The 25,341-nt window shown below is 72.3% G+C and carries 21 protein-coding genes; 8 read left to right on the top strand and 13 right to left on the bottom strand.

Annotated elements, in window-relative coordinates; all coding sequences use genetic code 11:
* Window positions 1-4: 4 nt before the first annotated feature.
* Window positions 5-439: a hypothetical protein gene (locus MN205_RS13670; protein WP_242128175.1), complete on the bottom strand. Its 435-nt coding sequence runs from the start codon at window positions 437-439 to the stop codon at window positions 5-7.
* 161 nt (window positions 440-600) lie between these two features.
* Here MN205_RS13670 and MN205_RS13665 point away from each other — a divergent pair, with 161 nt between their 5' ends.
* Window positions 601-1,335, top strand: coding sequence for a hypothetical protein (locus tag MN205_RS13665; protein WP_242128173.1), 735 nt, complete (start codon window positions 601-603; stop codon window positions 1,333-1,335).
* 28 nt (window positions 1,336-1,363) lie between these two features.
* Window positions 1,364-1,840, top strand: a complete 477-nt coding sequence (locus tag MN205_RS13660) for an NUDIX hydrolase (RefSeq protein WP_242128171.1) — start codon at window positions 1,364-1,366, stop codon at window positions 1,838-1,840.
* Here the strand turns inward: MN205_RS13660 and MN205_RS13655 are convergent.
* Both MN205_RS13655 and MN205_RS13650 read right to left on the bottom strand, forming a co-directional pair.
* A complete protein-coding gene (locus tag MN205_RS13655; RefSeq protein ID WP_374115942.1) occupies window positions 1,828-2,340 on the bottom strand; it encodes an HD domain-containing protein in 513 nt (170 codons plus the stop codon). The two genes, MN205_RS13660 and MN205_RS13655, sit on opposite strands and share 13 nt — an antisense overlap.
* 424 nt (window positions 2,341-2,764) lie before the next feature.
* Window positions 2,765-3,859 carry an ISAs1 family transposase gene (locus MN205_RS13650; protein ID WP_242128167.1) on the bottom strand — a complete coding sequence of 365 codons (1,095 nt, stop codon included), beginning with the start codon at window positions 3,857-3,859 and terminating at the stop codon, window positions 2,765-2,767.
* A 369-nt stretch (window positions 3,860-4,228) separates the two neighbouring features.
* Between MN205_RS13650 and MN205_RS13645 the strand changes: the two genes are divergently transcribed.
* Together MN205_RS13645 and MN205_RS13640 are read left to right on the top strand one after the other, a co-directional pair.
* On the top strand, window positions 4,229-5,290 hold the full coding sequence (locus MN205_RS13645) for a DUF262 domain-containing protein (RefSeq protein WP_242128165.1): 1,062 nt from the start codon (window positions 4,229-4,231) through the stop codon (window positions 5,288-5,290).
* A gap of 1,204 nt (window positions 5,291-6,494) precedes the next feature.
* Window positions 6,495-8,351 (top strand): SpoIIE family protein phosphatase, encoded by a 1,857-nt coding sequence (locus MN205_RS13640; RefSeq protein WP_242128163.1) that lies wholly within the window; start codon window positions 6,495-6,497, stop codon window positions 8,349-8,351.
* A 136-nt stretch (window positions 8,352-8,487) separates the two neighbouring features.
* Here the strand turns inward: MN205_RS13640 and MN205_RS13635 are convergent, their stop codons facing one another.
* From MN205_RS13635 to MN205_RS13605, 7 genes are all read right to left on the bottom strand, one after another.
* Entirely contained in the window at window positions 8,488-10,026 is a 1,539-nt protein-coding gene (locus MN205_RS13635) for an MFS transporter (RefSeq protein WP_242738998.1), read from the bottom strand.
* Window positions 10,027-10,136: 110 nt separating this feature from the next.
* Complete coding sequence (locus MN205_RS13630; protein ID WP_242128158.1) at window positions 10,137-10,448, bottom strand: transcriptional regulator; 312 nt, start codon at window positions 10,446-10,448, stop codon at window positions 10,137-10,139.
* Window positions 10,445-10,879 (bottom strand): hypothetical protein, encoded by a 435-nt coding sequence (locus tag MN205_RS13625; RefSeq protein ID WP_242128157.1) that lies wholly within the window; start codon window positions 10,877-10,879, stop codon window positions 10,445-10,447. The genes MN205_RS13630 and MN205_RS13625 overlap by 4 nt, the downstream gene beginning before the upstream one ends.
* Before the next feature lie 96 nt (window positions 10,880-10,975).
* Complete coding sequence (locus MN205_RS13620; protein ID WP_242128155.1) at window positions 10,976-13,417, bottom strand: bifunctional diguanylate cyclase/phosphodiesterase; 2,442 nt, start codon at window positions 13,415-13,417, stop codon at window positions 10,976-10,978.
* An 85-nt stretch (window positions 13,418-13,502) separates the two neighbouring features.
* Window positions 13,503-14,408: a right-handed parallel beta-helix repeat-containing protein gene (locus tag MN205_RS13615; RefSeq protein WP_242128153.1), complete on the bottom strand. Its 906-nt coding sequence runs from the start codon at window positions 14,406-14,408 to the stop codon at window positions 13,503-13,505.
* Window positions 14,409-14,533: 125 nt separating this feature from the next.
* Window positions 14,534-15,856: a DUF2254 domain-containing protein gene (locus MN205_RS13610; protein ID WP_242128152.1), complete on the bottom strand. Its 1,323-nt coding sequence runs from the start codon at window positions 15,854-15,856 to the stop codon at window positions 14,534-14,536.
* An 80-nt stretch (window positions 15,857-15,936) separates the two neighbouring features.
* Entirely contained in the window at window positions 15,937-16,890 is a 954-nt protein-coding gene (locus MN205_RS13605; RefSeq protein WP_242128150.1) for an ATP-binding protein, read from the bottom strand.
* 120 nt (window positions 16,891-17,010) lie between these two features.
* Here MN205_RS13605 and MN205_RS13600 point away from each other — a divergent pair, with 120 nt between their 5' ends.
* The 4 genes from MN205_RS13600 (at window position 17,011) to MN205_RS21970 (ending at window position 22,154) form a co-directional block, all read left to right on the top strand.
* The gene (locus MN205_RS13600; RefSeq protein WP_242128148.1) at window positions 17,011-17,763 is read left to right on the top strand and encodes a YqjF family protein; all 753 of its coding nucleotides are present in this window, start codon (window positions 17,011-17,013) and stop codon (window positions 17,761-17,763) included.
* A 141-nt stretch (window positions 17,764-17,904) separates the two neighbouring features.
* Entirely contained in the window at window positions 17,905-19,293 is a 1,389-nt protein-coding gene (locus MN205_RS13595; protein WP_242739002.1) for a hemolysin family protein, read from the top strand.
* A complete protein-coding gene (locus tag MN205_RS13590; protein ID WP_242128143.1) occupies window positions 19,290-20,315 on the top strand; it encodes a hemolysin family protein in 1,026 nt (341 codons plus the stop codon). Before MN205_RS13595 ends, MN205_RS13590 begins: the two co-directional genes overlap by 4 nt.
* Window positions 20,316-20,351: 36 nt before the next feature.
* Window positions 20,352-22,154, top strand: coding sequence for a prolyl oligopeptidase family serine peptidase (locus MN205_RS21970; protein WP_242128142.1), 1,803 nt, complete (start codon window positions 20,352-20,354; stop codon window positions 22,152-22,154).
* Between the two features lie 69 nt (window positions 22,155-22,223).
* Here the strand turns inward: MN205_RS21970 and MN205_RS13580 are convergent, their stop codons facing one another.
* Genes MN205_RS13580 through MN205_RS13570 form a run of 3 tightly spaced genes read right to left on the bottom strand, consistent with a single transcriptional unit; the run spans window position 22,224 to window position 25,204 of the window.
* The gene (locus MN205_RS13580; RefSeq protein WP_242128140.1) at window positions 22,224-23,471 is read right to left on the bottom strand and encodes an Nramp family divalent metal transporter; all 1,248 of its coding nucleotides are present in this window, start codon (window positions 23,469-23,471) and stop codon (window positions 22,224-22,226) included.
* Window positions 23,472-23,517: 46 nt separating this feature from the next.
* Window positions 23,518-23,985, bottom strand: coding sequence for a GNAT family N-acetyltransferase (locus MN205_RS13575; protein ID WP_242128138.1), 468 nt, complete (start codon window positions 23,983-23,985; stop codon window positions 23,518-23,520).
* Window positions 23,978-25,204 carry an MFS transporter gene (locus MN205_RS13570; RefSeq protein ID WP_242128135.1) on the bottom strand — a complete coding sequence of 409 codons (1,227 nt, stop codon included), beginning with the start codon at window positions 25,202-25,204 and terminating at the stop codon, window positions 23,978-23,980. Before MN205_RS13570 ends, MN205_RS13575 begins: the two co-directional genes overlap by 8 nt.
* Window positions 25,205-25,341: the final 137 nt, after the last annotated feature.

The following is a 25,341-nucleotide window of genomic DNA, read 5'->3' as shown; positions in this document are numbered from 1 at the left end:
CGCATCAGGCGGCCCGCCCTGCGTCGGCCTTGGCGGTGCTCGCAGCGGTGCTCTTGCCGGGAGCGGACATGCCCGTCGCCTTCAGCGACCACGCCAGCCGGGGCCGAGCACGGTTGGTGTCCACGTACGGCGTGGCGGTCAGCCCCTCGAAGACCACCGGACGGAACGGCAGGCCGGGCAGCGGCGCCGGCGGCACCGGCTGGTGCTCCGCCATGACCTTTACGACGACCTCCGCCTGGCCGCGGCGCGCCTCCGGGTCGGCGTCGACTACCCGCACCGCCCACAGACGCTCACCGGTGTTCTTGTCCCGCGACTGCGTGTCCACCTCGCCGGCCTGGCGGCGGTCGAAGTCCTGCACCTGCTCAACCTCGCCCACCACGTACGCCCCGTGCGGGAACACCAGGTCCTGCCCCAGCGGGATCGCACCCTGAATCGCCATGTCGTTCTCCTCGTTGTCAGCGGCCCGTGTCCGCGGCTTGCCTCAGCGGCGCTTCGCCGTGACACCGAGTCCACCGGCTTCGCAAGGACGTTCGAACGTCCCTGCGGGACGTTTTAGGACGTCTTGGGATAGTCTCGAAACGTCCCAGCGAGGAGGGTGACGTGGAGAACGAACGCCTGCGGCGTGCCATGGTGCGCGCGACCGTGACCGTCGAGGACGTCCACAAGGTGACCGGGGTGGACGAGAAGACGGTGCAGCGCTGGCTCAAGGGTCGCGTGCCGCACCAGCGGCACCGCTGGGCGCTGGCCAAGCTCGTCGCCGAGGACGAGGCGTACCTATGGCCCACCAGCGAGACCCGGCTCGACAGCAGCGCCGGCAGCACCGCTGAGGTCGTCGCCGCCTACGCCCACCGCGCCGACGCACCCAGCTCGCTGTGGACGCGCCTGATCGACGACGCTCGGCACGCCGTCGACGTGCTCGGCTACGCCGTGCAGTTCCTGCCCGAGCTCTACCCCGCCCTGGGCGTCCGGCTGGTCGCCAAGGCCGGTGACGGGTGCCGGGTGCGCATAGCCGTGGCCGACCCTGACAGCGCCGAGGTGGCCGCCCGGGACGCCGAGGAGCGCCTGGACGGCGGCATTGCCCCGCGCATCCGCTCCTCGCTGCGCCACCTGGACGCCTGCGTGCGCTCCGAGCTCACCAAGGTCCGCCACCACCGCACGGTGATGTACAACTCGATCTTCCGCTTCGACGACGAGCTGCTGTACACCCCGCACCTGTTCGGCCGGCCCGGCTACGAGTCCCCGCTCTTCCACCTGCGCCGCGTCGGACAGGGCGGCGTCTTCGACAACCTCACCCAGCACATGGACGACGTGTGGGCCACCGCCACACCCGTCTGAGCGCCCTGCTCCTCTAGGGTTGGTGGCCGTGCCTCGCGTCGACCACTACCAGGACCCCAACGCCCCGGCACCCAACAGCCTCGTGCCGGCGGCCAGTGTGGTGGTGCTGCAGGACGGCAAGGTCCTCATGCACCGGCGCAGCGACACCGACCGCTGGTCCATCCCCGGCGGCGGGATGGAGCCCGGAGAGTCGATCAAGGACACCGCCGTGCGCGAGGCTCGCGAGGAGACCGGCTACGACATCGAGGTCGACCGCCTCGTGGGCGTCTTCTCAGACCCTGCTCACGTCGTCAGCTACGACGACGGCGAAGTACGCCAGCAATTCTCCGTCTGCTTCGCCGGCCACGTCATCGGCGGCAGTCCTCAATTGAGCGCTGAGACTCGCCAGGTCGGCTGGCACACGCCCGAAGACCTCGAAGCCATGAGCGAAGACGAGGTGCACCCCTCCATCCTGCTGCGCGTCCGCGTGGCTCTCCGAGGCGGGGCGGCGGCCTACATCGGCTGAGCATCGGCCAGCAGACGCTCAGCGGCAGTCAACTGACGCGACAGCTCCCCCTCGGCTGCCTGGAGGGCCCGGGTCACCACCCCGTCCGTGCCGTACCGCTTGCGCACATCCGCCAAGCGCTCATCCAGCGTCATCGCCTGGCCTGCTGGGCCGGTCGTCATGTCGCAGTAGGTCAGCAGGTCGCGTACCGCGGTGCCCTCGTCCGGGTAGGTCGCCATGACCTCAGACAGTCCTCGTAAGGCTGCCTCGAAGGACGCGCACGAGTGATGCGCCACCAGGCACGCCACCCGTTCGTGGCCCTGCTGGCGCAACCATTGAGCGCCATCGAGCGAGTGAAAGCCTGTAGCCGCGAGTTGCTCCGCGTACCCGACATCGTGGAGCCACGCGGCTATTACCAGCAGCTCTCTATCGGCTGGCTTCAACGCAGAAGCGGCTCGTACCGCCTTCGCCGCCACAGCCTGCACATGGCCCCATCGGCGCTCATTGGCGCCAAGTAGCACTACTGCTGTGTCACGAGCCGACGTGACTGTTAGCTCGGGCAAGCTCGGCGGCTCAGGCACGTCACCACTCTAAGGACCGGCGCGCTCCTGGCCCAGGTGCTCGTAGTGCTGTGAGAACTTTCTCCACTCTGTCAAGGTGCCGGGCGAGGCCCGCCACTGCCGGTAGCGGTGCGTCTCACCGCCCTGCGCGCGGCCTACGGCCGTGCTCGCACGGCTTACGCGCCGCGACCGGCACTGCTGTATAGCGCGGGCACGTTGCGCGGATGAAAACATCCGCAGTAGCTGAGTGGTACCAGGGGCTCCCGCCCCTGGACCCCGGCTGCGCTGCACAGATGCGCGGACGACTAGAGCGGGGTTGGCTGATCACCGCGCATCTGCACACCGCCTCGGGTGCGCGTTAGCAGGGGGTCGGCGTTCTCCGGTGTCACATTCCCGCTAGGGTCTGAAGTGGCCGCCAGGGACGACGGGCATGATGAGCCAGGGCAGCGGCGATGTTCGTGTGGCCAGCCAGCCGCAGGACGGTAATCGCCAGGTTCCGCAGGGTCGCCATGACCTGAGGCCCAGAGCCTGTGCGGATGCGGCAACGGTCCTCATCGAAGGTGACATCGCGGACCCAGTGGACCCGGTTCTCGATGCACCAGTGCGCGCGAAGGTAGCCGGCGAGGGTTTCAAGGTTCGCCTGTGCTGAGGTGAGGGACGTGACGGCGTAGACGGTCTCGCTGGTCCACGCCGAGGTCGGGGTTTCACGTCGTCGTCGGACGATCCGGACGGCCTGTTCGGCGTGGTCGAAGCCGATGCCAGTGGCGATGGTGACGGCTTTGACGAAACGTTCCTCTTGGCGCCCGTGTGAGCGTTCGCTACTGGCGTGCTGCTGGTGGATCCGGCCCCAGGGCAGTGCGGCGAGCTGGTCGTGCAGGGTGGGCTGGTTCCGTTTCACGGTGAACAGGTAGTGGGCGCCGTGGTGCTCGTACAGGTAGCGGGCGTGGGCGCGTTGGGTGTGCAGGGCATCGGCGGTGATGACGGCACCGTTCAGGTCGGTGTCCTGCAGGGTGTCCAGAAGTGTTGCGAACAGTGGAATCTCGTTGGTCTTGGCGCCGACGTCGACCTGCCCCAGGACGACACCGCGGGTGGTGTCGACCGCCGACATCAGGAACCTGGCGACGGCAGTCCGGGTGGCTGATCCGCGGACGGCTTTGCCGTCGACGGCGATGACGCGGCGGTGTCCCGGGATGGTGGTGGCGTTCAGTCGGGACTGGATCCAGGCGCCGAGGGTGAGGTCGAGGGTGTCGGCATCGAGTCGTTGCAGGGTCTTGCGGATGGTGGTTTCACTGGGCAGGACGGTGGTGAGTTCGAGAGCTGCGCGGGTGGTGTCGTCGATGTCGCGGGTCCAGGCGTGGATCTGGGTGTAGTTCCGGGTGCCGGCCAGGACGGCGCAGATCGCCAGGGCGAGGATGCCGGGCAGGTGGTGGCGTCGTCCGGATCGGGACCGGGGGTCGGCGACGGTGCGCAGGATGCTCATCAGCGTCGACGCCACGGTGGCCGGGGCGGTCTGGAGCTGCTCGCGCAGGGGCTCGAGTTGGTTCCCAAGTTGGTCCTGGAGGTCGTGCAGGGCAGACAGGAGCGGGGTGATCGGGGATACTGCAGGGGCGGGCATGGTTCCTCGGTGACTCGTGATCAGGCGTAGAGAACCTCCATGATCACTGACGGGGCCGTGCCCGTCCTTGCGTCTACTTCACCGGCGTGTCGCGCTGGACAACGCGGCTCTCATCGAGAACGCCGACCCCCTGTGCGCGTTAGGCGTGGAGCGACACGAAGAGTCACGAGCACGCTCCCTGACGGACCGCTCAGTGCTAGCGTCGGTAACACAACGACAATAATGGAGGTTGACATGCAAATCAGTCCGGAGACCTACCCAATCGCCGATTTTCTAAAGTGGCATCGAGACAGGGAACTGGTACTGGATCCCGACTTCCAGCGAGGTTCGGTATGGAAAGAGTCGGCCAAGTCCTTTCTCATTGACAGCATTTTGCGGGGGATGCCCGTCCCCAAAATTCTCTTCCGAACGCGAATCGATCGAAACACGATGCAGATCGTTCGCGAGGTTGTCGACGGACAGCAGCGACTCCGGGCAATTATCGCTTTCGCAAATGGCGAGCTGCGGCTGGGTTCCCGTTCTCAAGAGCTGGCTGGGTTAACGTACCGCGACTTAGAGGATGGCGATCAAGACAAGTTTTTGGCTTATAAACTTACAACCGAGCAGTTGATCAACGCAAACAATGAAGATGTGCTCGAAATTTTCTCTCGAATAAATTCTTACACGGTTCCAGTCAATGGCCCCGAGCTTCGACACGCCAGATACGACAGTGATTTCAAATGGTCCGTCGTGGAGTCGGTTCGGAAACTAGTAAACTTCTGGCGGCTAGGCATCCTCAGTGACCGCGAAAGAGTCCGCATGGCGGACGCTGCGTTCGTCGCGGAAATGTACGGGTTTGTCTTGAATGGCGTAACGGATGGCGGATCCACACGTATTGACAAACTTTACAAAGACATGGAAGACGCATTTCCTCGGAAAGATGAGGTCGAGTCGATCGTCCAAGGGACTTGCGAGTTCCTGGCTAGTGAGTTGCTACCCGAGGTCGCAGGGGGCCCCATGCTGGGGGCGCCCAACGTGCTGATGCTTTTTGCGGCAGTCGCTCATGTGCGGCACGGGCTCCCGTTGGGACGTCTTGAGGCCAAGGAACTCACTTATCCGGAGGGAGCGCTATCGGACATTAAGGCGGTCGTTGACAACTTGAAGACGCTCAGTGCCGTACTAGAGGATGATGAACCTGAAGGGGGTTGGGGGACATTTTGGTCAGCGTCAAAGAGCACGACTCAGCGCATCGCGAGCCGCCGCGTTAGGCTATCTGTCTTTCTGCGAGCTCTGGGGCCTCAAGCGGTCACTCCATGAAGACGTTGCAAGACATCTATTCGCGCTTCTCGGTAGAGCTGGATGATGTCATCTACACCTTTACTACCATCCCACCTTATCCTGGTCGGCAGATCACCCGAACCGGCACGCATCGAATCGCGCGCGAGGGTGCTGTAACGCATACTTTCGACGCTTGGGGACGCTTCGCGAGAAACGTTATACTTCTAAGTGCGACACGTGCCGTCACTGGCCTCAGTGGAATTAGTTACGGTCCGGCACCCTTCCCCTCCTACTCCGCAGCAAAAACGCATCTTGCGCAAAATAAGTCTGCGATCTCTGGGTTTCAGTATGGCGAGCCCCAATGGCACCTGCAGCAAGCGGCCTTAGATGCTCTGAGGCTGCTAAATCCATCAAACGCGTCCAAAATAAGGGCCGCGTTTGGGGCGTCAGTGTCGTCCTCAGCTACCTCGGTGTCGGTAGCTGACCCAGTGGTGGCGCTGCATCGTGTTCGCAACTTCATTGCACATAAGGGCATGTCTGCTGCGTCCAAATCGGACCCGATTCTGCAGGCGGACGGCGCTAGGTCAGTGATGGAATGGCTGGATCAGGCAGTAGGTGGCATCTCGAGGTTTGAGGAAATTGTTCTAAATCTTCGGGTAATGGCTAAGCTGGCGGTTCAGTAAATTCGCCAGGAGCTCCGGAATAGTGCAGTATGCGACTCTTGGTCAATGCCTCAGGCGCTCCTAGGTGGCTAGCTTGTCCGCCGTACGCTCAAGCCGCCGCCTATGCCTCTATGTTCTGCCGGCCGCACATGGGGTTCGCCGCTTGGCGTAGATTGAATGAGGCGGGTCCGCCTGAGAAGCTCGATGGTTCATCGACGCTGTCCCCTGTGAGGCTGGTCTTCTGCTGCAAGCCTTGGCGAGGGTCTAACTGCGTGACAACCGGCTCGGATGCGCAGGGATTGAGGCAGCGCGCTTGGGACTTGGTGCTAGGAGAAGTGTCGGGCGGCGAGCGTTCTCGTGAAGTTCGGGACGAAGAGGCCGCAGGTTCAAATCCTGTCACCCCGACCAGCAAGACCGCAGGCCACAGGCCCGGCACCGCGAGAGAGGGGCCCGGCCTTCGTCGTGCCCCTCTGTGCCCGTTCCAGCCGCCATCGGCTCCGGTCGCCCCTACGATGTCGGGTGGGCGCAGGGCCCGGTCTCCAGCGAGGAACGGGATGCAGCGGGTGCCGGACGTTTCGCACGTGGACCTGGCAGCCGTCTTCGACGTCCTCCCCACGCCCTACGCGGTGCTGGACACGGACCTGCGGTTCGTGGCGGTCAACCGCGCCTTCCTGGAGACGTCCGGGCGCCCGCGCCACGAGCTCATCGGCCGGCTGGTGTTCGACGTCTTCCCCGACAACCCGGACGACCCGGGGACCCACGCGACGGCGAACCTGGAGGCGTCGCTGCGCCGCGTGCTGCGTACCGGGCGCCCGGACACCATGCCGTTGCAGAAGTACGACGTCGCCGGCCCGGACGGGGTCTTCCGCCCCTGCTGGTGGAGCCCGGTGAACGCCCCGGTGCTGGACGAGGCCGGGCAGGTGGTGCTCCTGCTGCACCGGACGGAGAACGTCACCGGCTACGTCACCGAGCGGCAGGCGCAGCGCTTCGACCCCGGTGTCGACCTCTACGACCTCCCCGAGGACCGGTACCGGGCCGAGGCGGACCTCTACGTGCGGGGGCAGGAGCTGCGGGCGGCGCTGACCGCCGAGGCGGTGCTGGCGGAACGGCTGGCCGGCACGGTGCAGGTGGCGCTGCAGCTGAGCGGCGCGCAGAGCGTCGCGGAGTTGACCGACATCGTCATCGGCAGCGGTCTGGGTGTGCTCGGCGCCGGTGGCGGGGCCGTGGCGGTGCGCACCCCGGAGGGGGACGCGCTGGAGCTGACCCTGACCGACTCGCTGGGGGAGCGGGCGCGCCGCACCTTCCAGCGCGTGCCGCTGGACAGCCCGCTGCCGGTCGCGGTGGCCGCCGCCACCGGCGAGGTCGTGGTGCTGCGCGACCTCGAGGCGGCCCTGGGGTTCACGCCGCAGATGCAGGAGGTCGTGACCAGCACCGGCCTCGGCACGTGGGTGTCCCTGCCCCTGCAGGCCGCGGGTCGCTCGGTGGGTGGGCTGACGATCGGCTGGCGCGGCCCGCAGGACTTCACCGACCGCGACTTCGAGCTGATGAGGGCCTACGCCGGGCAGTGCGCCCAGAGCCTGGCCGCGCTGCAGGCCCACGAGCAGGAGCGCCGCGTGGCGGGGGAACAGCGCCGCCTGTCGGAGGCGCTGCAGCGCAGCCTGCTGACGGCACCCTTCGAACCGGACCACCTGCAGATCGCCGTGCGCTACCTGCCGGCCGCGACCGAGGCGCAGATCGGCGGCGACTGGTACGACTGCTTCCTCGCCCCGAGCGGCACCACCACGCTCGTGGTCGGGGACGTCGCCGGGCACGACCGCGACGCCGCGGCCGCCATGGGGCAGGTCCGCAACCTGCTGCGCGGCGTCTCGATCGCCCTCGGCGAGCCGCCCGCGGCCGTGCTGGCCGCGCTGGACCGGGCCATGCACCACCTCGGGGTCGGGGTGATCGCCACCGCCGTCCTGGCCCAGGTGGAGCAGGGCGCCGCCGAGAAGGCCGCCGGGCTGCGGACCCTGCGGTGGTCGAACGCCGGGCACCCCCCGCCGGTCCTCATCGCCCCCGACGGCACCGCGCGGCTGCTCCAGGCCCAGCCGGACGTGCTGCTCGGGCTGAACCCCGACGCCGAGCGCGCCGACCACGCGACGGCCCTGGAGCCGGGCAGCACCGTCGTCCTCTACACCGATGGTCTCGTCGAGCGCCGGGACGCCCCGCTGCAGGACGGTCTGGAGTGGCTGCGCGCCACCCTGGAGCAGCTGCACCACCTGAGCGCCGAGGAGCTGTGCGACGCCCTGCTGGCCCGGCTCGACGGCTCACCCGAGGACGACGTCGCCCTGCTCGTGCTGCGTGCCCACCCCGAGGACGGTCCCCGCCCCGCCGAGGCCGGACCGCAGGTCCTTCCGCCCGCCGAACCCGGTGCCGCCCCGCCGGTCGGACAGCCGTAGCGGTGCGGGGCACCTCCGGGTGCCCGGGGCCGGCACGCTCGAGGGGCTCGGTACCGCCGAAGCGGGACCGAGCCCCTCGTGCCGTCGTGGGCTGTGGGTCCTCACCGGACCCGTCGCCCGGTGGGAACCCGCGACCTCAGGCGGGCCGGCGGGTTCCCTCGCCCTCGGGGCCGCCTGCCGGGATCGGCAGGCTCTGCACGTCGAGGTCCGGGTTCGTGTCCTGGGTGAGGACGAGCTCGTGCGCCTCCTCGTCGGTGGCGACGCTCGGCATCGACCCGGGCAGCGGGCGCTTGGCGGACTCCTGCATGAACAGCACCCCGACGGCGCCGACGACCGAGGTGGTCATGAGGAAGAAGGCGGGGGCGAGGTCGTTGCCGGTGCCCTGCACCAGCGCCTCGATGATCAGCGGCGTGGTGCCGCCGAAGATCGCCACCGCGAAGTTGTAGGAGATGCCCATGCCCCCGTAGCGGCTGGCCGTGGGGAACAGGGCGGGCAGCGCCGACGCCTGGCTGGCCACCCAGCACGCCACGGGCACCGTCAGCAGCGAGAGGCCCGCGAGGGTGGTGACGACGCTGCCCAGCCCGATGAGCAGGAACGCCGGGACGGCGAGGACGAGCACCCACCCGGCCCCCAGCCACATCACGCGGCGCCGGCCGATGCGGTCCGACAGGCGCCCGGCCACGGGCAGCAGGAACGCCAGCAGGACGAGCACGGGGATCGTCAGCAACGTGCCGTTCAGCGGGCCGTAGCCGAGGGAGTCGGTGAGGTAGGTGGGCATGTAGCTGGTGAGCGCGTACGCGACGCTGTTCGCCGCCGCCACCAGCGCGAAGGCGATCACCATGGGGCGCCAGTGCATGCGGATGAGGTGGAAGGAGTTCCGGGGGCGGCCCTCGGCCTCGGCGCGGGCGGAGGAGGACTCCTCGTGCGCGTCCTGCGTCGCCTGGAAAGCGGGGGACTCCTCGATCTTCAAGCGGAAGTAGATCGCCACCGACCCCAGGGCGCCGCCGAGGAGGAACGGCACCCGCCACGCCCAGTCCAGCATCTGCTGCTCCGTCGTGAGCAGCTGCACGACCGTCACGACGGCTGCGCCCAGCGCGAAACCGAGGTAGCTGCCGAAGTCGAGGATGCTGGCGAAGAAACCGCGCCGGGCGTCGGGGGCGTACTCGCTCACGAAGGTGGTCGCCCCGGCGTACTCCCCGCCGGTGGAGAAACCCTGCACGAGCTTCAGGACCACCAGCAGCACGGGAGCGAACGCGCCGATCGCGCCCGGGGTGGGCAGGACGCCGATCAGGAACGTCGCGGTCGCCATCAGGATGAGGGTGGCGGCGAGCACCTTCTGGCGGCCCGCCCTGTCGCCGAGGCGGCCGAAGAACACTCCCCCGAGCGGGCGGGCGATGTAGGTGGACGCGAAGACGCCGAGGCTGAACAGGACCTGCAGCCCCGAGTCGGCGTCGGGGAGGAAGACGCGCCCCATCGTCACGGCGAGGTAGCCGTAGATGCCGATGTCGTACCACTCCATCGTGTTCCCCACGACGGTGCCGCCGACAGCGCGCTTCATCACCGTGGAGTCGACGACCGTGACGTCCTCGACGCGCAGGCGCCTGGTGCGGCGCCGGCCTCCGCGGGTGGGAGCGGCCGTCGGCTCCCCATGTGACCCCTTTTTGCTTCCAGGCACTCTTCGACTCGCATTCGTCGGCGGTTCGTGATCGTTCAGGGCAAAAGCGGTGAACACCGTAACAAACTGCCGTGGACCGCATCCGTCGTCGGCGCCGGGGGCGCGGGGGCTCAGCGGTGCGCGCCCACCGGTGGCTCCGCCGTCGCGGCGACGATCTCCTGCAGCGCGGCGACGTGGTTCCGGTACGCCTTCGACCCCTGGCGGGTCATCGACAGCCAGACGCGGCGGGAGTCGCTGCCGCGGCGTTCCTGCTTCACGTACCCGGCGTCGACGAGGGCGGCGACCTGCTTGCTGAGGGCCGACGGGCTGAGGTCGAGGTGCTCCTTGACCACCGACAGCTCCAGGGTGGTGCCGGCGACGAGCATCGCGCAGATGCGCAGGCGGTGCGCCGGGTGGATGACGGGGTCGAGCTCCGCGCTCACTGCGGGCGCCCGGTGGACCGGCGGTGCACCACGCCGGCGACGAGGTAGGCGGTGGTGGCGGCGACCGCGAGGGCGACGACCGGCCACGCCAGCTCGGTGAGTTCCGCGACGAGGAAGGCGGCGAGGACGCACGCACCCGCGGCGGCGACGGCGGCGAGGAACCCGCGGCTCGTCGGGACGGTCCACGGGGCCCCCATCCGGTACCCGGCCGCCATGTTGACCCCGACGATCGTGAAGGCGACGGCGAGGAAGACGGTCCTGCGGTCCTCCGTGAGCAGGGACGTCAGCGCCATCGCGCCCAGCAGGAGGGCGTTGACGGGGTAGATCCACGTGGGCCAGGGCGTGTCCCGCACGGCCCGCTGCGCGCTCTCGACGCCCGCCAGCGCCTCGCGGGCCTCGGCGGGGCTGGGGGTTCCTCCAGTGCTTTCCATGACGGAAACCATAGCGGGTGCTTTCCAGGATGGCAACTGTTCGCCGAGTGGAAACCGATCGGTCCGGGAGGTGGGGCCGTCCCGCCCGCGACCGCGTCAGGCGGCGGCGCCGGGCCGCCCGAAGAGGAACCCCTGCCCCATCGGGCAGCCGTGGGTGGCGAGCCAGGCCGCCTGCTCGGACGTCTCCACGCCCTCGGCGATGACCTCCAGCCCCATGCCCCCGCCGAGCTGGATCAGCCCCTCGACGAGGGCCTCGACCCGCGGGCTCGCCGGCAGGTCCGCGATGAAGGAACGGTCGATCTTCAAGCCCTGCAGGGTGAGCTTGTGCAGGGAGGAGATGCTGGACTGCCCCGTGCCGAAGTCGTCCAGGGAGAGCGCGACGCCCAGGTCCACGAGGCGGCGCGCGCAGGTGAGCGTCGTCTCGGAGGCCTGCAGCACCGAGGACTCGGTGATCTCCAGGCAGAGGCGGTCGGCGGGCAGGCCCGCCTCCTCCAGGGCGCGGCGCACCTGGTCGGGGAAGTCGGCGCGCGCCAGCTGCCGCGCGGAGACGTTCACGGCGACGGTGACCGGGTCCTCCCAGCGCGCGGCGTCGCGGCAGGCGCGGCGCAGCACCCACAGCCCCAGCGCCGTGATGAGGCGACCGCGCTCGGCCAGGGGCAGGAACACGTCGGGCAGGAGCAGCCCGTGCACCGGGTGGGTCCAGCGCACCAGCGCCTCCCGCTTGCGCAGCAGGCCCGAGGTCAGGGACACGACCGGCTGGTAGTGCAGCAGCAGCTCGTCCCTCTCCAGGGCCGCGCGCAGCTCGCCCTCCAGGGCGACGTGGTCGGTGGCCGGGCCGCCGCCGACGGACTCGACGCGGGCGCGCCCGGAGTGCTTGGCCCGGTACATGGAGGCGTCGGCCTGCTGCAGCAGGACCTCGGCGCTGGGGCCGTCGCCCAGGGCCAGGCCGAGGCTGACGGTGATCTGCAGCTCGTGCTCGTCGATGAGGTACGGCTCCTGCAGCACCTGCCGGACGCGCTCGGCGAACCGGTGGACCTGCTCGGCCCCGGTGACGTCCTCGCAGACCACGACGAACTCGTCGCCGCCGAGGCGGACGGCGGTGTCCTCGTCGCGCACGGTGTGCTGCAGGCGGCCCGCCACCTGCCGCAGCAGCTCGTCGCCGGCGTCGTGCCCGAGGGTGTCGTTGACCTGCTTGAACAGGTCCAGGTCGCAGAAGAGGATCCCCACGCTGGTGCCCTCGCGCCGGGCGCGGGCCAGGGCGTGGGTGAGGCGGTCGGTGAGCAGCAGCCGGTTCGGCAGTCCGGTCAGCGTGTCCGTCACGGCCAGCGTGGCGAGCTGCTCGCGCGCCCGCTTCTGCTCGGTGATGTCCTGCACCTGGACGAGGAAGTGCTCCGGTGCGCCGTGGGCGTCGCGGACCACCACCATGGTGCGCCGCGCCCACACCGGGGTGCCGTCGGAGCGCACGTAGCGCTTCTCGGCCACGTCGCGGTCGAGCTCGCCGCCGAGCATGCGGCGGTAGGTGGCCTCGTCCGCGGCCCGGTCCTCCTCGGCCGTCACCGCCCGGAAGTCCGTCTCCAGCACCTCCTCGACGCTGCGGCCCAGCAGGTCGGCCATCGCCTGGTTGGCCTCCAGCCACTGCCCGGTGGCGTCGGCGATCACCATGCCGATGCCCGCCGAGCGCATCGCCACCTCGAAGCGGTGCACCGCCCGGTCCCGCTCCTCCTCGGCGAGCGCCTGCGCCGAGACGTCGCGCAGGATCCCCACCAGCTGCACCGGCTCGCCGTGCTCGTCGCGCACGGCGCTGACCGAGGCGTCGACGTGGACGAGGTGCCCCTGGGGGTGGACGAACGTCCTGCGCGCCCTGCTGGAGGACCCCGAGCGCAGCAGGCTGTCGCGGTCCGCCTCGGCCTGCGCCCGGTCGTCCGGGTGCAGCAGGTCCAGCAGGGACGTGCCCACCAGGTCCTGGGGGTGCCGGCCGAGCACCGCGTGCGCCGAGGGGGAGATCCAGTTGATCACCGACTCCGGGTTCAGCAGGGTGACCACGTCCGCGGCCCGCTCCGCCAGCGTCCGGTACAGCCGGGTGGCGTCGGCCAGCTGCAGCTGGACGGCTCGCTCGCCGTCCACCTCGCACACCGTGGCGACCACCCCGTGCGGTGCGGCCCCGTTGGCGTCGAGCAGCGGTTCGGCGCGCACCTTCAGCCAGGTGCGCTCACCCACGCCGTCCGGCGTGGGGCGGTGCACCCCCAGGACCACCCGCACCGGCTCGCGGCCGGCCAGGGCCCGGGCGGCGGGCAGGTTCCGCGGCGGCACGGGGCACCCGTCCTCGTCCACGCACGCCCAGCGCGGGTCGTCGAGGGTGCGGGCCCGCAACTGCTCCAGGTCCAGGCCGAGGACCCGCTGGGCCGTGGCGTCGGCCGCCACGACCCCGCCGGCGGCGTCGTGCAGCACCACCCCCGCCCGCTCACCCGGGCGCAACAGGTGGTGGCGCTGGGCGAACTCCAGCAGGTCGTCCCCCGGCCCGGGGGCGTCGGCCCGCACTACGCCCCCACGGCGCGGTCCGCGGCCCCCGCGCCGCGGGCGGCGAGCGGCCGGGGCGACGGGTGCCGGGTCACCGCGGCCGTGCTCACTCGGAGAGCGGGACCCACCAGGGCCCCAGGGTTCCCGAGACCCCGGCGCCCCCGGTGGCGCACGGCTCGACCGGGAAGTCGAGCGGCCCGCCGTCGCGGGTGAACGTGGTGCAGGTGACCTCGACGGTGTCCCAGTCCACCAGGTACCCCCAGACGTGCTCACCGTTCCACACGAGCGCGGAGTCGCTCACCCACGCGCTGCAGAGGAAGGCCTCGACCCCGACCGCGTTGCGCTGCAGCGTGCTGCGTTCCACGACGACGTTGCCGTCGGTGCTGCAGGAGACCCCGGTGCCGCCGTTGCGCACGGTGCTGTCGCGCAGGACCATCCCGTCCTCGTCGACCTCGAAGGAGAAGAAACCGGTGCCGTTGCCGTCCGCGGTGGAGCCCTCGACGAGGAGCCGGCCGTAGCTGACGACGTAGCCGCCGACCCCGTTGCCGACGAGCCAGGTGCTGCGCACCTGCACGTCGCCGTCCTGGCGGACCTCCACGCCGAAGTCGTTCCCCTCCACGCGCGCCTGGCGCACCACCGCGCGGGCGGGCCCCTGCGACTCCTCCTCGAAGGGGTCGGTGGGATCGGTGCCGGCGCGCACGCCGCTCGCCCAGCCGCTGATCGTCCCGTTGCGGACCGTGACGCCCTCCGCGCGCACCAGCACCCCCGCCCCGGAGGAGGTGCCGGGGCCGACGAGGGCGTGGCCGTTGAGGTTCAGCTCGATCCCGTCGGCGGCCAGCACGACGCCGTCCCCCTCGGGGCAGACCACGTCGGCGGCCAGGCGCACGCTGCTGGTGAGGACGGCGCCGCACTCGACGGTGGTGGCCCGCGGCGGTGCGGCCGCGGCGGGCGCGGCGAGCAACCCGGTGGCGAGCACGGCGCAGGCCGCGGTGAGGGTGGTGCGGCGGTGCATGGGGCCTCCCCGGGCCGAACGCCATTGCCCTACGCACAGTAGCTTCTAGGTGACTCCCCAGGAAGGTGTCCGGGGCCCACCGGGCCCAGGCCCCTGGAGGGCGGTGGCACGGCCGCTCGGACCCCTCAGATCGAGCGGGTCTCGCCGGCGCGGTCGCGGTAGGCGGCGCGCACGTCCCCGGCCGCGGCGGTGCGGACCCGCTCGGCGAGGTCGCGCACCTGCTCGGCGTCCGCGTCGACCATCGACTCCGGCACCTCCGCCAGGACCAGCCGGACCTGCCGCTCGACCTCGGCGCGCTGTTCCTGCGTGCGGGCGGCGGTGGCCACGTCGCGCAGCATCCGCAGCAGGGCCGCCAGCACGGTGGGTTCGTGCGCGCCGTAGCGGCGCACCTGCCCGCACACCAGGTCCAGGTAGTAGCGCAGGTCGCGGTCGGGCACGACGGCGCGGCCGGTGCCGTCCTCGTCCTCGTGCACGGTGGGGCCCAGCTGCTTGCCGGTCAGGCGCACCAGCAGGTCGGCGCAGTGCCCGATGCAGTGCGCCGCGGTCACGGGGTCGTTGATGCCGGGGGACAGGGCCTTGACGGCGATGTCGGTGAGCTGGCGGAACCCGAACGCGGCGTCCTGGTCGACCGTGCGCTCGTAGCCGAAGTCCACCGCGTCGCGCACCCGGTCGGCCAGCTCCCCCAGTTCCCGCTCGCCGAGGCCGGGCGCCCACACCGTCGCCAGGGGGGTGCCGGCGGTGACGTGGTCGCCGGGACGCGCGTCGACCCACACGACGGCGTCGTGCTCCTGCGCGGCCCGCACGAGCGCCTCGACGTCGACCAGGCGCACGAACCCGCTGCGCGGCGCGCTCACGCCGGTGCCCCGCGACCAGTCCGCGTCGAGCTCCTCGGGCCGGCGGGCCGGGCCGTCGTCGTCGAGGGACAGGTAGAACGTGTCGATCGCCTGCAGCGCCTCGTCGTGGACGGTGAGCATCATCGTGTCCACGCGCAGCAGGCGCGTGAGGTGGTGGATGAACCCCAGCACCGCGGCCATGGACGCGATGCCCAGGACGAACGCGACGAACAGCGCCGCCACGGGCGGCGGCTGGTCGGAGCGCAACCCCCGCAGCACCGTCAGGGAGAACGCGAACGTGGCCACGAGCACCGCCAGCACGGTCTTCGTCCACGGGTCGCGCATGAAGTCGCGCAGCAGCCGGGGGGAGAACTGCTGCGACGCCAGCTGCAGCGCGACGACCGTGAGGGAGAACGTCAGCGAGATGACGCTGATGGAGGCCGCCGCGACCGCCTGCAGCATCGTGGCGGCCGAGTCGGTGCCCCCCGGCCACGCCAGCCGGGACAGCAGCGAGGACTCCCGCGGGCGCAGCTGCGCCAGCACGAGGGCCGCGGCCAGCGCGACGACGCCCGCCACGCCCGGCCACAACCACACCACCGCCCGGGACCGCTCCACGTGCCGGGTCCTGCCACCACCGTCCCTGCCCATGCCCGGGTACTACCCCGCGACGGGCCCGTGATCACGCTGTGGGCGATTCAGTCCAGGGGACCGTTCCACGGGTGCGGTTCCCCACCGTCCAGCTGCCGCTCGAACTCCTCGACGATCCACGCGGCCAGCTCCGCCACGTCCGGCGGCTCACCCGTGGTGAGCAGTTCCGCGGCGCGGCCCAGGCGGTCCACCTCGGCCATGCGGGAGCGCCAGCGCTGCAGCAGCTCCGAGTGCCCGGGGCGGCGCGCGTACTCCAGGTCCACGCACTCCAGCCCGGCGGCCAGGGCAGCGACCTTGCGGGTCTCGGCGGCGTTGAGGTGACCGCCGTACTCGGCGTCGAGCAGGCCGGTGACCTCGTCCGCCAGGTCGGCCGTGCCCGGGTCGGAGAAGGCGTGCGCCAGGCCCAGCAGCCGCAGCTCGCGCAGCACCGCCTCCCGGTGCTCGCGCAGCCGCACCCCGCGGCGCAGCGGGTAGCGCAGCAACCGCACAGGTGGTCCCTCGCCCCGCGCCACCGGTGCGGGCGGCTCCCCGCCGAGGTCGGCCAGGACGGAGGCCCACTCCGCGGCGGGGGCGGAGCCCTCGCCCGCGTCGTCGCCCTCGCCGGCGCCCGCGCGCGCCGGGGTGGTGCTCAGCTCGCACCAGACGGTCTTGCCCCCGCCCCCGTCGTCGTGGGCGTCGGCGCCGCGGGCGACGCTGAGGGCCGTCAGCAGGGGCAGGCCGCGGCCGGTCGTGGCGGTCAGGCTGCGCGGCACCCACTGCGGCAGCACGGGGGAGGGGTCGGCGAGCGCCAGGCGCACCACCTCGCCCGTGCGGTGGACGGTGAGGAGCAGCGGGCCGCCGGCGTGCAGGACGGCGTTGGTGACGAGCTCGCTGGCGCAGACCTCCGCGTCGGCGACGACGTCGTCGCTCACGCGTCCGTCGAGCGTGCGGCGCACGTGGTGGCGGGCGCGAGCGGCGCTGCCGGCCTCTGCGGGCAGGCTCAGGGCGCCGTCGTCGTCCACCGCGTGCCCCCCTCCCCGCCGTCCTCAGCGCACTCTAGAGCCCGGTGACGCCTCGTCGATAAGCGGTCACTCAAGGGGGTCGCCCGTGCCGGGGCCCCCGCCCGGGGCCACCCTGGAGGGGTGATCGAGCGCCTGCCGTCGACGACCGCGCCGCCGCTGGGCGGGCCGGTGGTGATGCACCAGCACTGGGACGACATCGCCTTCCTGCACTGGGCCGCCGACCCCGCCCTCGTCGCGCCGCACCTGCCGCCAGGCACCCGCCCCGACGTCCTCGACGGGCGCACGTACGTGGGGCTGCTGCCGTTCACGCTGCGCGGTGCCGCCCCGGCGGAACTGCCCGCCGTGCCGCACCTGGGCACGTTCCTGGAGACCAACGTGCGGTTCTACTCCGTGGACGACGCCGGCCGCCGCGGCGTGGTGTTCGCCAGCCTCGACGCCTCCCGCCTCGCCGTCGTGCTCGGCGCCCGCGCGGTGTTCGCCCTGCCGTACCGGTGGTCGCTGATGCGCCACGCCGTGCGGGTGCGCGACGGCGCCCGGGAACTGCTGTGGACGTGCCGCACCCGTGCCGGGGTCGCCAGCCGGGTCGCCGTCCGGGAGGGAGGACCGCTCGCCGCACCCGACGACGTCGCCACGTTCGTCAGCGCCCGCTACGGCCTGCACGCCGCCCGCCGCGGGCGCACCCGCTGGATCGCCAACGAGCACGAGCCGTGGCCGCTGCGCACCGCCGAGCTGCTCGAGCTGGACGACGGGCTGCTCACCGCCGCCGGGTTCGGCGACCTCGCCGGCCGGGCCCCCGACCACGTCGCGTTCGCCCGGCGGGTCACCACCCGGTTCGCGCTGCCGCGGGAACTCACCCCCGCACCGTCCCGTTGAGCCGGGGACAGCCGTCCCCGAGACCAGGAAGAGGAACGCCGCCGCCGTGTGCGACGACGACCACCCCGACGAACCCTCAAGTACCTGCTCCGTCACCGCGCGACCCGCGCGCCCCCGCGCTGCCGAGGGGGTGCACGGACGGTGACGGACGTGCTCACCCTCCTCCTGGGCGTGCTGGTGGTCGTGCTCATCACCGTGGCCACCGCCTACTTCGTGGCCCAGGAGTTCGCCTACATGTCGGTGGACCGCTCCGGGCTCAACGCCCGGGCCGAGGCCGGCGACGCCGGCGCGCGGCGCGCCCTGGCGGTCACCCGGCGCACCTCCTTCATGCTGTCCGGCGCGCAGCTCGGCATCACCGTCACCGGCCTGCTCGTCGGCTACGTCGCCGAACCGCTCATCGGCGAGTCGCTGGGCGCGCTGCTGGGCGGGGTGGGCGTGCCCACCGCCGTCAGCGTGGGCGTCGGCGCGGTCGTCGCGCTGCTGCTGTCCACGTTCGTGCAGATGCTGTTCGGCGAGCTGTTCCCGAAGAACTACGCCATCGCCCGGCCCGAGCCGGTGGCCACGCGGCTGGCGCGCTCCACCCTCGTCTACCTGAAGGTGTTCGGCTGGCTGATCCGGGTCTTCGACCAGGCGTCCAACGCGCTGCTGAAGGCGCTGCGCATCGAGCCGGTGCACGACGTCGAGCACGCCGCCACCGCGCGAGACCTGGAGCACATCGTCGAGGACTCCCGCGAGAGCGGTGACCTGCCCGCGGAACTGGCCGTCGTGCTCGACCGCATCCTCGACTTCCCGCAGCGCGACGTGGAGCACGCGATGATCCCCCGCTCCCGGGTGGACGTCGTCACCGACACCGACGACCTCGGCCTGGTCCGGGCGCTCATGGCGGTCGGCCACTCGCGCTACCCCGTCGTGGCCGCCGGCGCGGGTGACGTGGTCGGCGTCGTGCACCTGGCCGACCTGCTCACCACCACCGAACCCGACACCGCCCCGGTCACCGCGATCGCGCGCCCGGCGCTGGTCGTCTCCACCCTCACGGCGCTGCCCGACGTGCTGCGCCAGCTCGGCGAGACGAGGAACCAGCTCGCCTGCGCCGTCGACGAGCACGGCGGCTTCGCCGGTGTCGTCACCGTGGAGGACCTCGCCGAGGAACTCGTCGGGGAGATCACCGACGAGCACGACGAGGCCCGCCCAGGGTACGTGCCCGTCGAGGGCGACGGCGTCTGGGAGATGTCCGGCGAGGTGCACGTCGACGAGGTCGAGCGGGCCCTCGGCGTGGACCTCCCGCGCGGTGACTACGAGACGATCGCCGGCCTGGTCATCGCCGCCCACGGCGGCCTGCCCGCCGAGGGCGCCGCGCTGGACGTCGAGCTGCCCGCCGACCCGGCCGACCTGGCCCGCGACGAGGACGCCGAGCCCGGGGTGCTGCGCGTGGCGGTCCTCGCCGTCGAGCGCCACGTCCCCTCGCGGGTGCGCCTGGAACTGCCTGCCGCGACGACCACCACCACCACCGAGCGGGAGGGTTCCCGATGAGCGACGACCCGTGGGTCGTGGTCCCCGCCACCGTCGTCATCGTCGCGCTGAGCGCGTTCTTCGTGGCGGTCGAGTTCGCCCTGCTGGCCGCCAAGCGGCACCGCCTGGAGGACGCGGCCGGGACCGCCGCCGGCCGCGCCGCGCTGCGCAGCTCCTCGGAGCTGACGGTGCTGCTGGCCGGTTCGCAGCTCGGCATCACCGCGTGCACCCTCGCCCTGGGCGCGATCAGCAAGCCCGCCGTCCACCACTGGCTGACCCCGCTGTTCGAGGGGGTGGGCCTGCCGCCGGTGGCCGCCGACGTCATCGGTTTCGTCCTCGCGCTGTTCGTGGTCACCTTCGTCCACCTCGTGGTGGGCGAGATGGCCCCGAAGTCCTGGGCCATCGCCCACCCGGAGCGCTCGGCCGTCCTGCTGGCGCTGCCGATGCGCGCGTTCATGCTCGTCTTCCGGCCGGTGCTGAAGCTGCTGAACTCCGCCGCCAACGCCCTCGTCCGCCGCGCCGGCGCCGAACCGGCCGACGAGGTCGCCGCCGGGCACAGCCCCGATTCGCTGCGCCACCTGCTGGAGCACTCCGCGAACGTCGGCGCCCTCGACGCGCGGTTCTCCGCGCAGCTGTCCGGCGCCCTGGAGCTGCAGCGGATGACGGTGCGCGACCTGCTGCGGCCCGGTGCTCCGCTGGGCGTGGTGCCGGCGGGTGCGACCGCCGGGGACGTGCGCGAGGTCACCCGCCGCACCGGGCACCTGCGCGTCCTCGTCGGCGCCCCCGACCGCGTCACCGGTGTCGTCCACGTCCGCGACACCCTCACCGAACCCGACGCGACCCCCGTGGCGCCGTTCGCCCGGCCGGTGTTCACCCTCGCCGAGGACACCACCGTGCACGCGGCGCTGACGGCCATGCGGGAGACCCGCAACCACCTCGCCGTCGTCACCGGCGACGGCACCCGCGACGGCACCGTCCGCGGCGTCGTCACCCTCGCCGACGTGCTGCACCGCCTGCTCCCGGCGCCGGTGGCGGCGGGCTGAGCCGCCCCGGACGGGAGCCGTGGCACGATCGGCGGGGTGAGCGAACCGCAGCAGAACCCCGCCCCCGAGGTCCCCGTCTGGGAGCGGCGCTTCCGCGCCAGCCGGGTCGGGCTGCCCGAGTGGGCCGAGGACGCGCCGGACCGCTGCGTCGTCGAGGCCACCGTGCACGGCGTGCTGGAGGTGCACTCCTTCGACGCCCGCACCGGTGAGCTGCACCGCGCCACCGACCGGCCCGAGGGCACCTCCACCGCCACGATCGACCCGGCGGGGGAGTTCGTGTGGTGGTTCGACGACACCGCCGGCGACGAGTTCGGGGTGTGGCGTCGCCAGCCGTTCGGGTCCGGCCCCGGTGAGGGCGTCGAGGACCCCCTCGGCGTCCCGGCCGCCTACCCGGCGGGGCTGGCGATCGGGCGCAGCGGCGTCGCCGTCGTCGGCGGCAGCGACGACGAGCACGGCACCCGCGTGCACGTCGTCGACGGCCCGGGTGGCGCCCTGCGGGTGCTGTACGCCCACCGCGAGGACGCCTGGATCGCCGACCTCTCCCCGGACGAGGAGCTGGTCGCGCTCTCGCACTCCGAGCACGGCGACTCCCGCCACCCGGACCTGCGGGTGCTGCGCCTGGCCGACGGCTCCACGGTGCGGGAACTGTCCGACGGTCCCGGCAAGGGCGTCTCACCCATCGCGTTCAGCCCCGTGCCGGGCGACGCCCGCCTGCTCGTGGAGCACGAGCGCGCCGGCCGCGCCGAGCTCCTCGTCCTCGACGTCACCACCGGCGCGGAGACGCCCGTCGTGCTCGGTGTCCCCGGGGAGGTCGCCGGCGCGGAGTGGACCCGCGACGGGCGCGGCCTCGTCGTGCTCGTGGACCACCGCGCCCGCACCCTGCTGCACCGCGTGGACCTCACCACCGGGCAGGTGGAGGCGATCGGCCCGCAGGGGGGCAGCGTCGGCTCCGCCACCGCCCGGCCCGACGGCGACGTGTGGCTCACCTGGTCCTCCGCGGCCACCCCGACCGCCGTGCGCACCCTCGCCGGCGACGTGCTGCTGCGCGCGCCGGGCGAGGCCGCGCCCGAGTCGGTCCCGGTGGAGGACGTGGACGTCGACGGCCCCGGCGGGCGGGTGCACGCGCTGCTGCGCCGGCCGCCCGGCGCCACCGGCCCGCTGCCGCTGGTGGTGGAGGTCCACGGCGGACCCACCGCCCACGACACCGACGCCTTCCGCGCCTACCCGGCCACCTGGGTGGACGAGGGGTACGCCGTCGTGCAGGTGAACTACCGCGGCTCCACCGGGTACGGCTCCGCGTGGCGGGACGCGCTGGAGGAACGGGTCGGGCACACCGAGCTCGCCGACGTCGCCGCCGTCGCCGACCACCTCGTCGCCGCGGGCGTCGCGGACCCGGACCGGCTGGTCCTGGCCGGCGCCTCCTGGGGCGGGTACCTGACGCTGCTGGGCCTGGGCACGCAACCGCAGCGGTGGGCGGTGGGCCTGGCCGCGGTGCCGGTGGCGGACTACGTCGCCGCCTACGAGGACGAGATGGAGGGGCTGAAGGCGTTCGATCGCTCCCTGTTCGGCGGCTCCCCGCAGCAGGTGCCCGGCAAGTACGAGGACTCCTCGCCGATCACCTACGTGGACGAAGTGCGCGCGCCGGTGCTGGTGCTCGCCGGGCAGAACGACCCGCGCTGCCCGATCCGGCAGATCGAGAACTACCTGGCCCGGCTGGAGGCGCGCGGCGTCGCGCACGAGACGTACCGGTACGACGCCGGGCACGGTTCCCTGCTGGACGACGAGCGGGTGCGCCAGATGCGCGTCGAGCTGGACTTCGCCCGCCGCCACCTCCCCTGACCCCCGAACCCCACCCCTCGGTGATCGAGGAAGTCGCCACTTCCTTGATCACCGCGGGGTCGGGCGGGGTCAGGCGGTGAAGGTCAGGTAGAGCAGGGCGGCGTTCAGGGCCACGACCAGGGCCACGGCCGCGATGGCCACAGCGCGCGTGCCGGTGCGGTTGACGTGCTCACCCATGAGCTCGCGCGAACCGGTCAGCCGCACCAGCGGCACCAGCGCGAACGGGATGCCGAAGCTCAGCACCACCTGGCTCACCACCAGCGCGCGCGTCGGGTCCACCCCCACCCCCAGGCACACCAGCGCCGGCACGAGCGTGACGGCCCGCCGCACCAGCAGCGGCACGTCGATGCGCAGCAGCCCCTGCATGATGATCGAGCCCGCGTAGGCGCCCACGGACGTCGACGCCAGGCCCGAGGCGAGCAGCCCGATCGCGAACAGCAGCGCCGCCCCCGTGCCCAGGCCGCCGAGGACCGCGGCGTGCGCGCCCTCCAGCGTGTCGGTGCCCGGCACGCCCCGCAGCGCGGACGCGGCCAGCAGCAGCATGGAGATGTTCACCAGCCCCGCCAGGACGAGGGCCGCGAGCACGTCCACGCGGGTGGCGGCGAGCACGCGCCGCCGCCGGGCGGGCGCCACCTCGCCGTGGTGGTCGCGCGCCATCGCCGAGTGCAGGTAGATGGCGTGCGGCATGACGGTCGCGCCCAGCATGCTCGCGGCCAGCAGGACGGTGTCGGCGCCGGCGAACCGCGGCACCAGCCCGGCGGCGGCCTCGCCCGCGTCCGGCGGGGCGAGCACCACGCCGGAGACGAACCCCGCGACGACCACCAGCAGCAGCGCCACCACCGCCGCCTCGAACCACCGCACGCCGGCCCGGTTGTGCAGGGCCAGCAGCAGCAGCGACGCCGCACCGGTGATGACGCCGCCGGTGAGCAGCGGGGTGCCGAACAGCAGGTTCAGGGCGACGGCGCCGCCGATGACCTCGGCGAGGTCGGTGGCGATCGCGACCAGCTCCGCCTGCCCCCAGTAGGCCAGGCGGGCGGGCCTGCCCAGGCGCTCGCGCAGCAGCTCCGGCAGGGTGCGGCCGGTGACGACGCTGAGCTTGGCGGAGAGGTACTGCACGAGCACCGCCATGGCGTTGGCGGCCACGAGCACCCACAGCAGCAGGTAGCCGTAGCGGGCGCCGGCGGTGAGGTTCGCGGCGACGTTGCCGGGATCGACGTAGGCGATGGAAGCGACGAACGCCGGGCCGAGCAGGCGCAGCAGCCCCGCGCGGGACGTGCGGGTGTTCTCCTGCTCGGCAGGGGGCGCGTCCGTGGTCACGGCGAGACCGTACACACGGTTTCGGCTCACCGAAACCGGAGGCGGCTCACAGCTCCTTGCCGAAGCACAGGCACAGCGGGCTGTCGGCCCACTGCCCGAACGGCTCGATCCGTTCGTACCCCAGCGCGGTGTAGAGCGCGACCGCCTCGGGCTGCTTCGTCCCCGTCTCCAGCCGCACCCGTCGCGCCCCGCGCTCGCGGGCCAGGTCCTCGAACGCCGCGACCATCCGCCGGGCGACGCCGTGCCCGCGCGCGCCCTCGCGCACGAACACCCGCTTCATGTCCACGCCGCCGGTGAACTCCACGGGGTCCGCGTCCGACTGCGCGATGCACCCGGCGGCCTCGCCGTCCAGCAGCCCCAGCAGGAACCGCGTGCCGGGCGCCAGGTGGTACTCCTCCGCGCTGCCGTCCGGGTAGCGGCGCAGCAGCTCGGCCACGGCCTCGCCCAGCAGGGCCTCCAGCCGGGTGTCGCCGCGCTCGGCGGGGACGACCTCCACGACCGCCGTCTCACGCACCGGCGTCCTCCGTGCGCTTCGCCGCGGTGCGGCGCCGCTGCGCCGGGACCGCCGCGACGGCCGGGTCCAGCGGGGCGCGGCCCGTGCTGTCGGCGTGCGTGGCGAGCGCCAGCACCCCCAGGCCCACCACCGACAGCCCCACGGCCACCAGGGCGGGGGAGGCGTAGCCGAACCCGGCGTCGATGACGGCCCCGCCGAGGAGGGCGCCCAACGCGTTGCCCGTGTTGAACGCCGCCTGCATGGCGGCCGAGGCCATGCTCGCCCCGCCCCCGGCCGCGACGATCCCGCGCGTCTGGATCGCCGCGGACATCGAGAACGCGACGAACGCGAACGCGAACACCCCGGCGGCCGCGGCGACCGGCGAGGACGCCAGCGCGAACAGCGCCGCGTACACCACCACCAGACCCGCCATCCCCATCACCAGGGTGTTCTGCACGGACCAGTCGGACAGGCGACCGCCCAGCAGGTTGCCCGCCGTCGCACCCAGGCCGAAGAGCACCAGCACCCACGACACCGACGACTCCGACAGCCCGGAGACCTCCGTCAGCAGCGGCGAGACGTAGCTGAGGACGGTGAACAGCCCGCCGAAGCCGATGACCGTGACGAGCAGCGTCAGCCACACCTGCCCGCGCCCGAACGCGGCCAGCTCGGTGCGCAGCGACCCGGTGCCCACGCGCACGTCCGGCACGAGCGCGGCGACCGCGACGAGGGTGCCCACCCCGATGAGCCCCACCAGCGCGTACGTGACGCGCCAGCCGGCCTGCTGGCCCACCCAGGTGCCCAGCGGGACGCCGACGACGTTGGCGACCGTGAGGCCGGCGAACACCAGGGACAGCGCGCGCCCCTCCTTCCCGGCGGGGGCCAGGGCGCGCGCCACCACGGCGGAGGCGCCGAAGAACGCGCCGTGCGCCAGGCCGGTGAGGAAGCGGGCGCCCACGAGGGTCGCGAAGGTCGGGGCGAGCGCCGTGGCGGCGTGCCCGACGGTGAACAGGACCATGAGGCCGAGGAGGACCTGCCGGCGCGGTCGCGCGTGGGTCAGGGCCGTCAGGGTGGGGGCGCCGACGACGACGCCGATCGCGTAGGCGGTGATGATCCAGCCGGCGAGCGGGATGGACACGCCGAACGCCTCGGCGACCTGCGGCAGCAGACCCATGGAGACGAACTCGGTGGTCCCGATCCCGAAGGCGCCGACGGCCAGGGCCAGGAGGGCGAGGGGCACGGTGGTGCTTCTTCCTGCAGAGCGGTGCGGGTGGGGGTGTCGAGGTGCTCCGTCGCCCGGTCGACACCCCGATCATCGCGCACCGCGCCCCCCGTCGTCCCCACCGAGCGCGCGACGGCCCCGCCACCCCGCGGTGA

Source organism: Kineococcus sp. TRM81007 (genome assembly GCF_022669155.1).
Taxonomy (GTDB): domain Bacteria; phylum Actinomycetota; class Actinomycetes; order Actinomycetales; family Kineococcaceae; genus Kineococcus.
The sequence above is the reverse complement of the archived record's forward strand: the minus strand, read 5'-3'. Positions and strand labels throughout refer to the sequence as shown.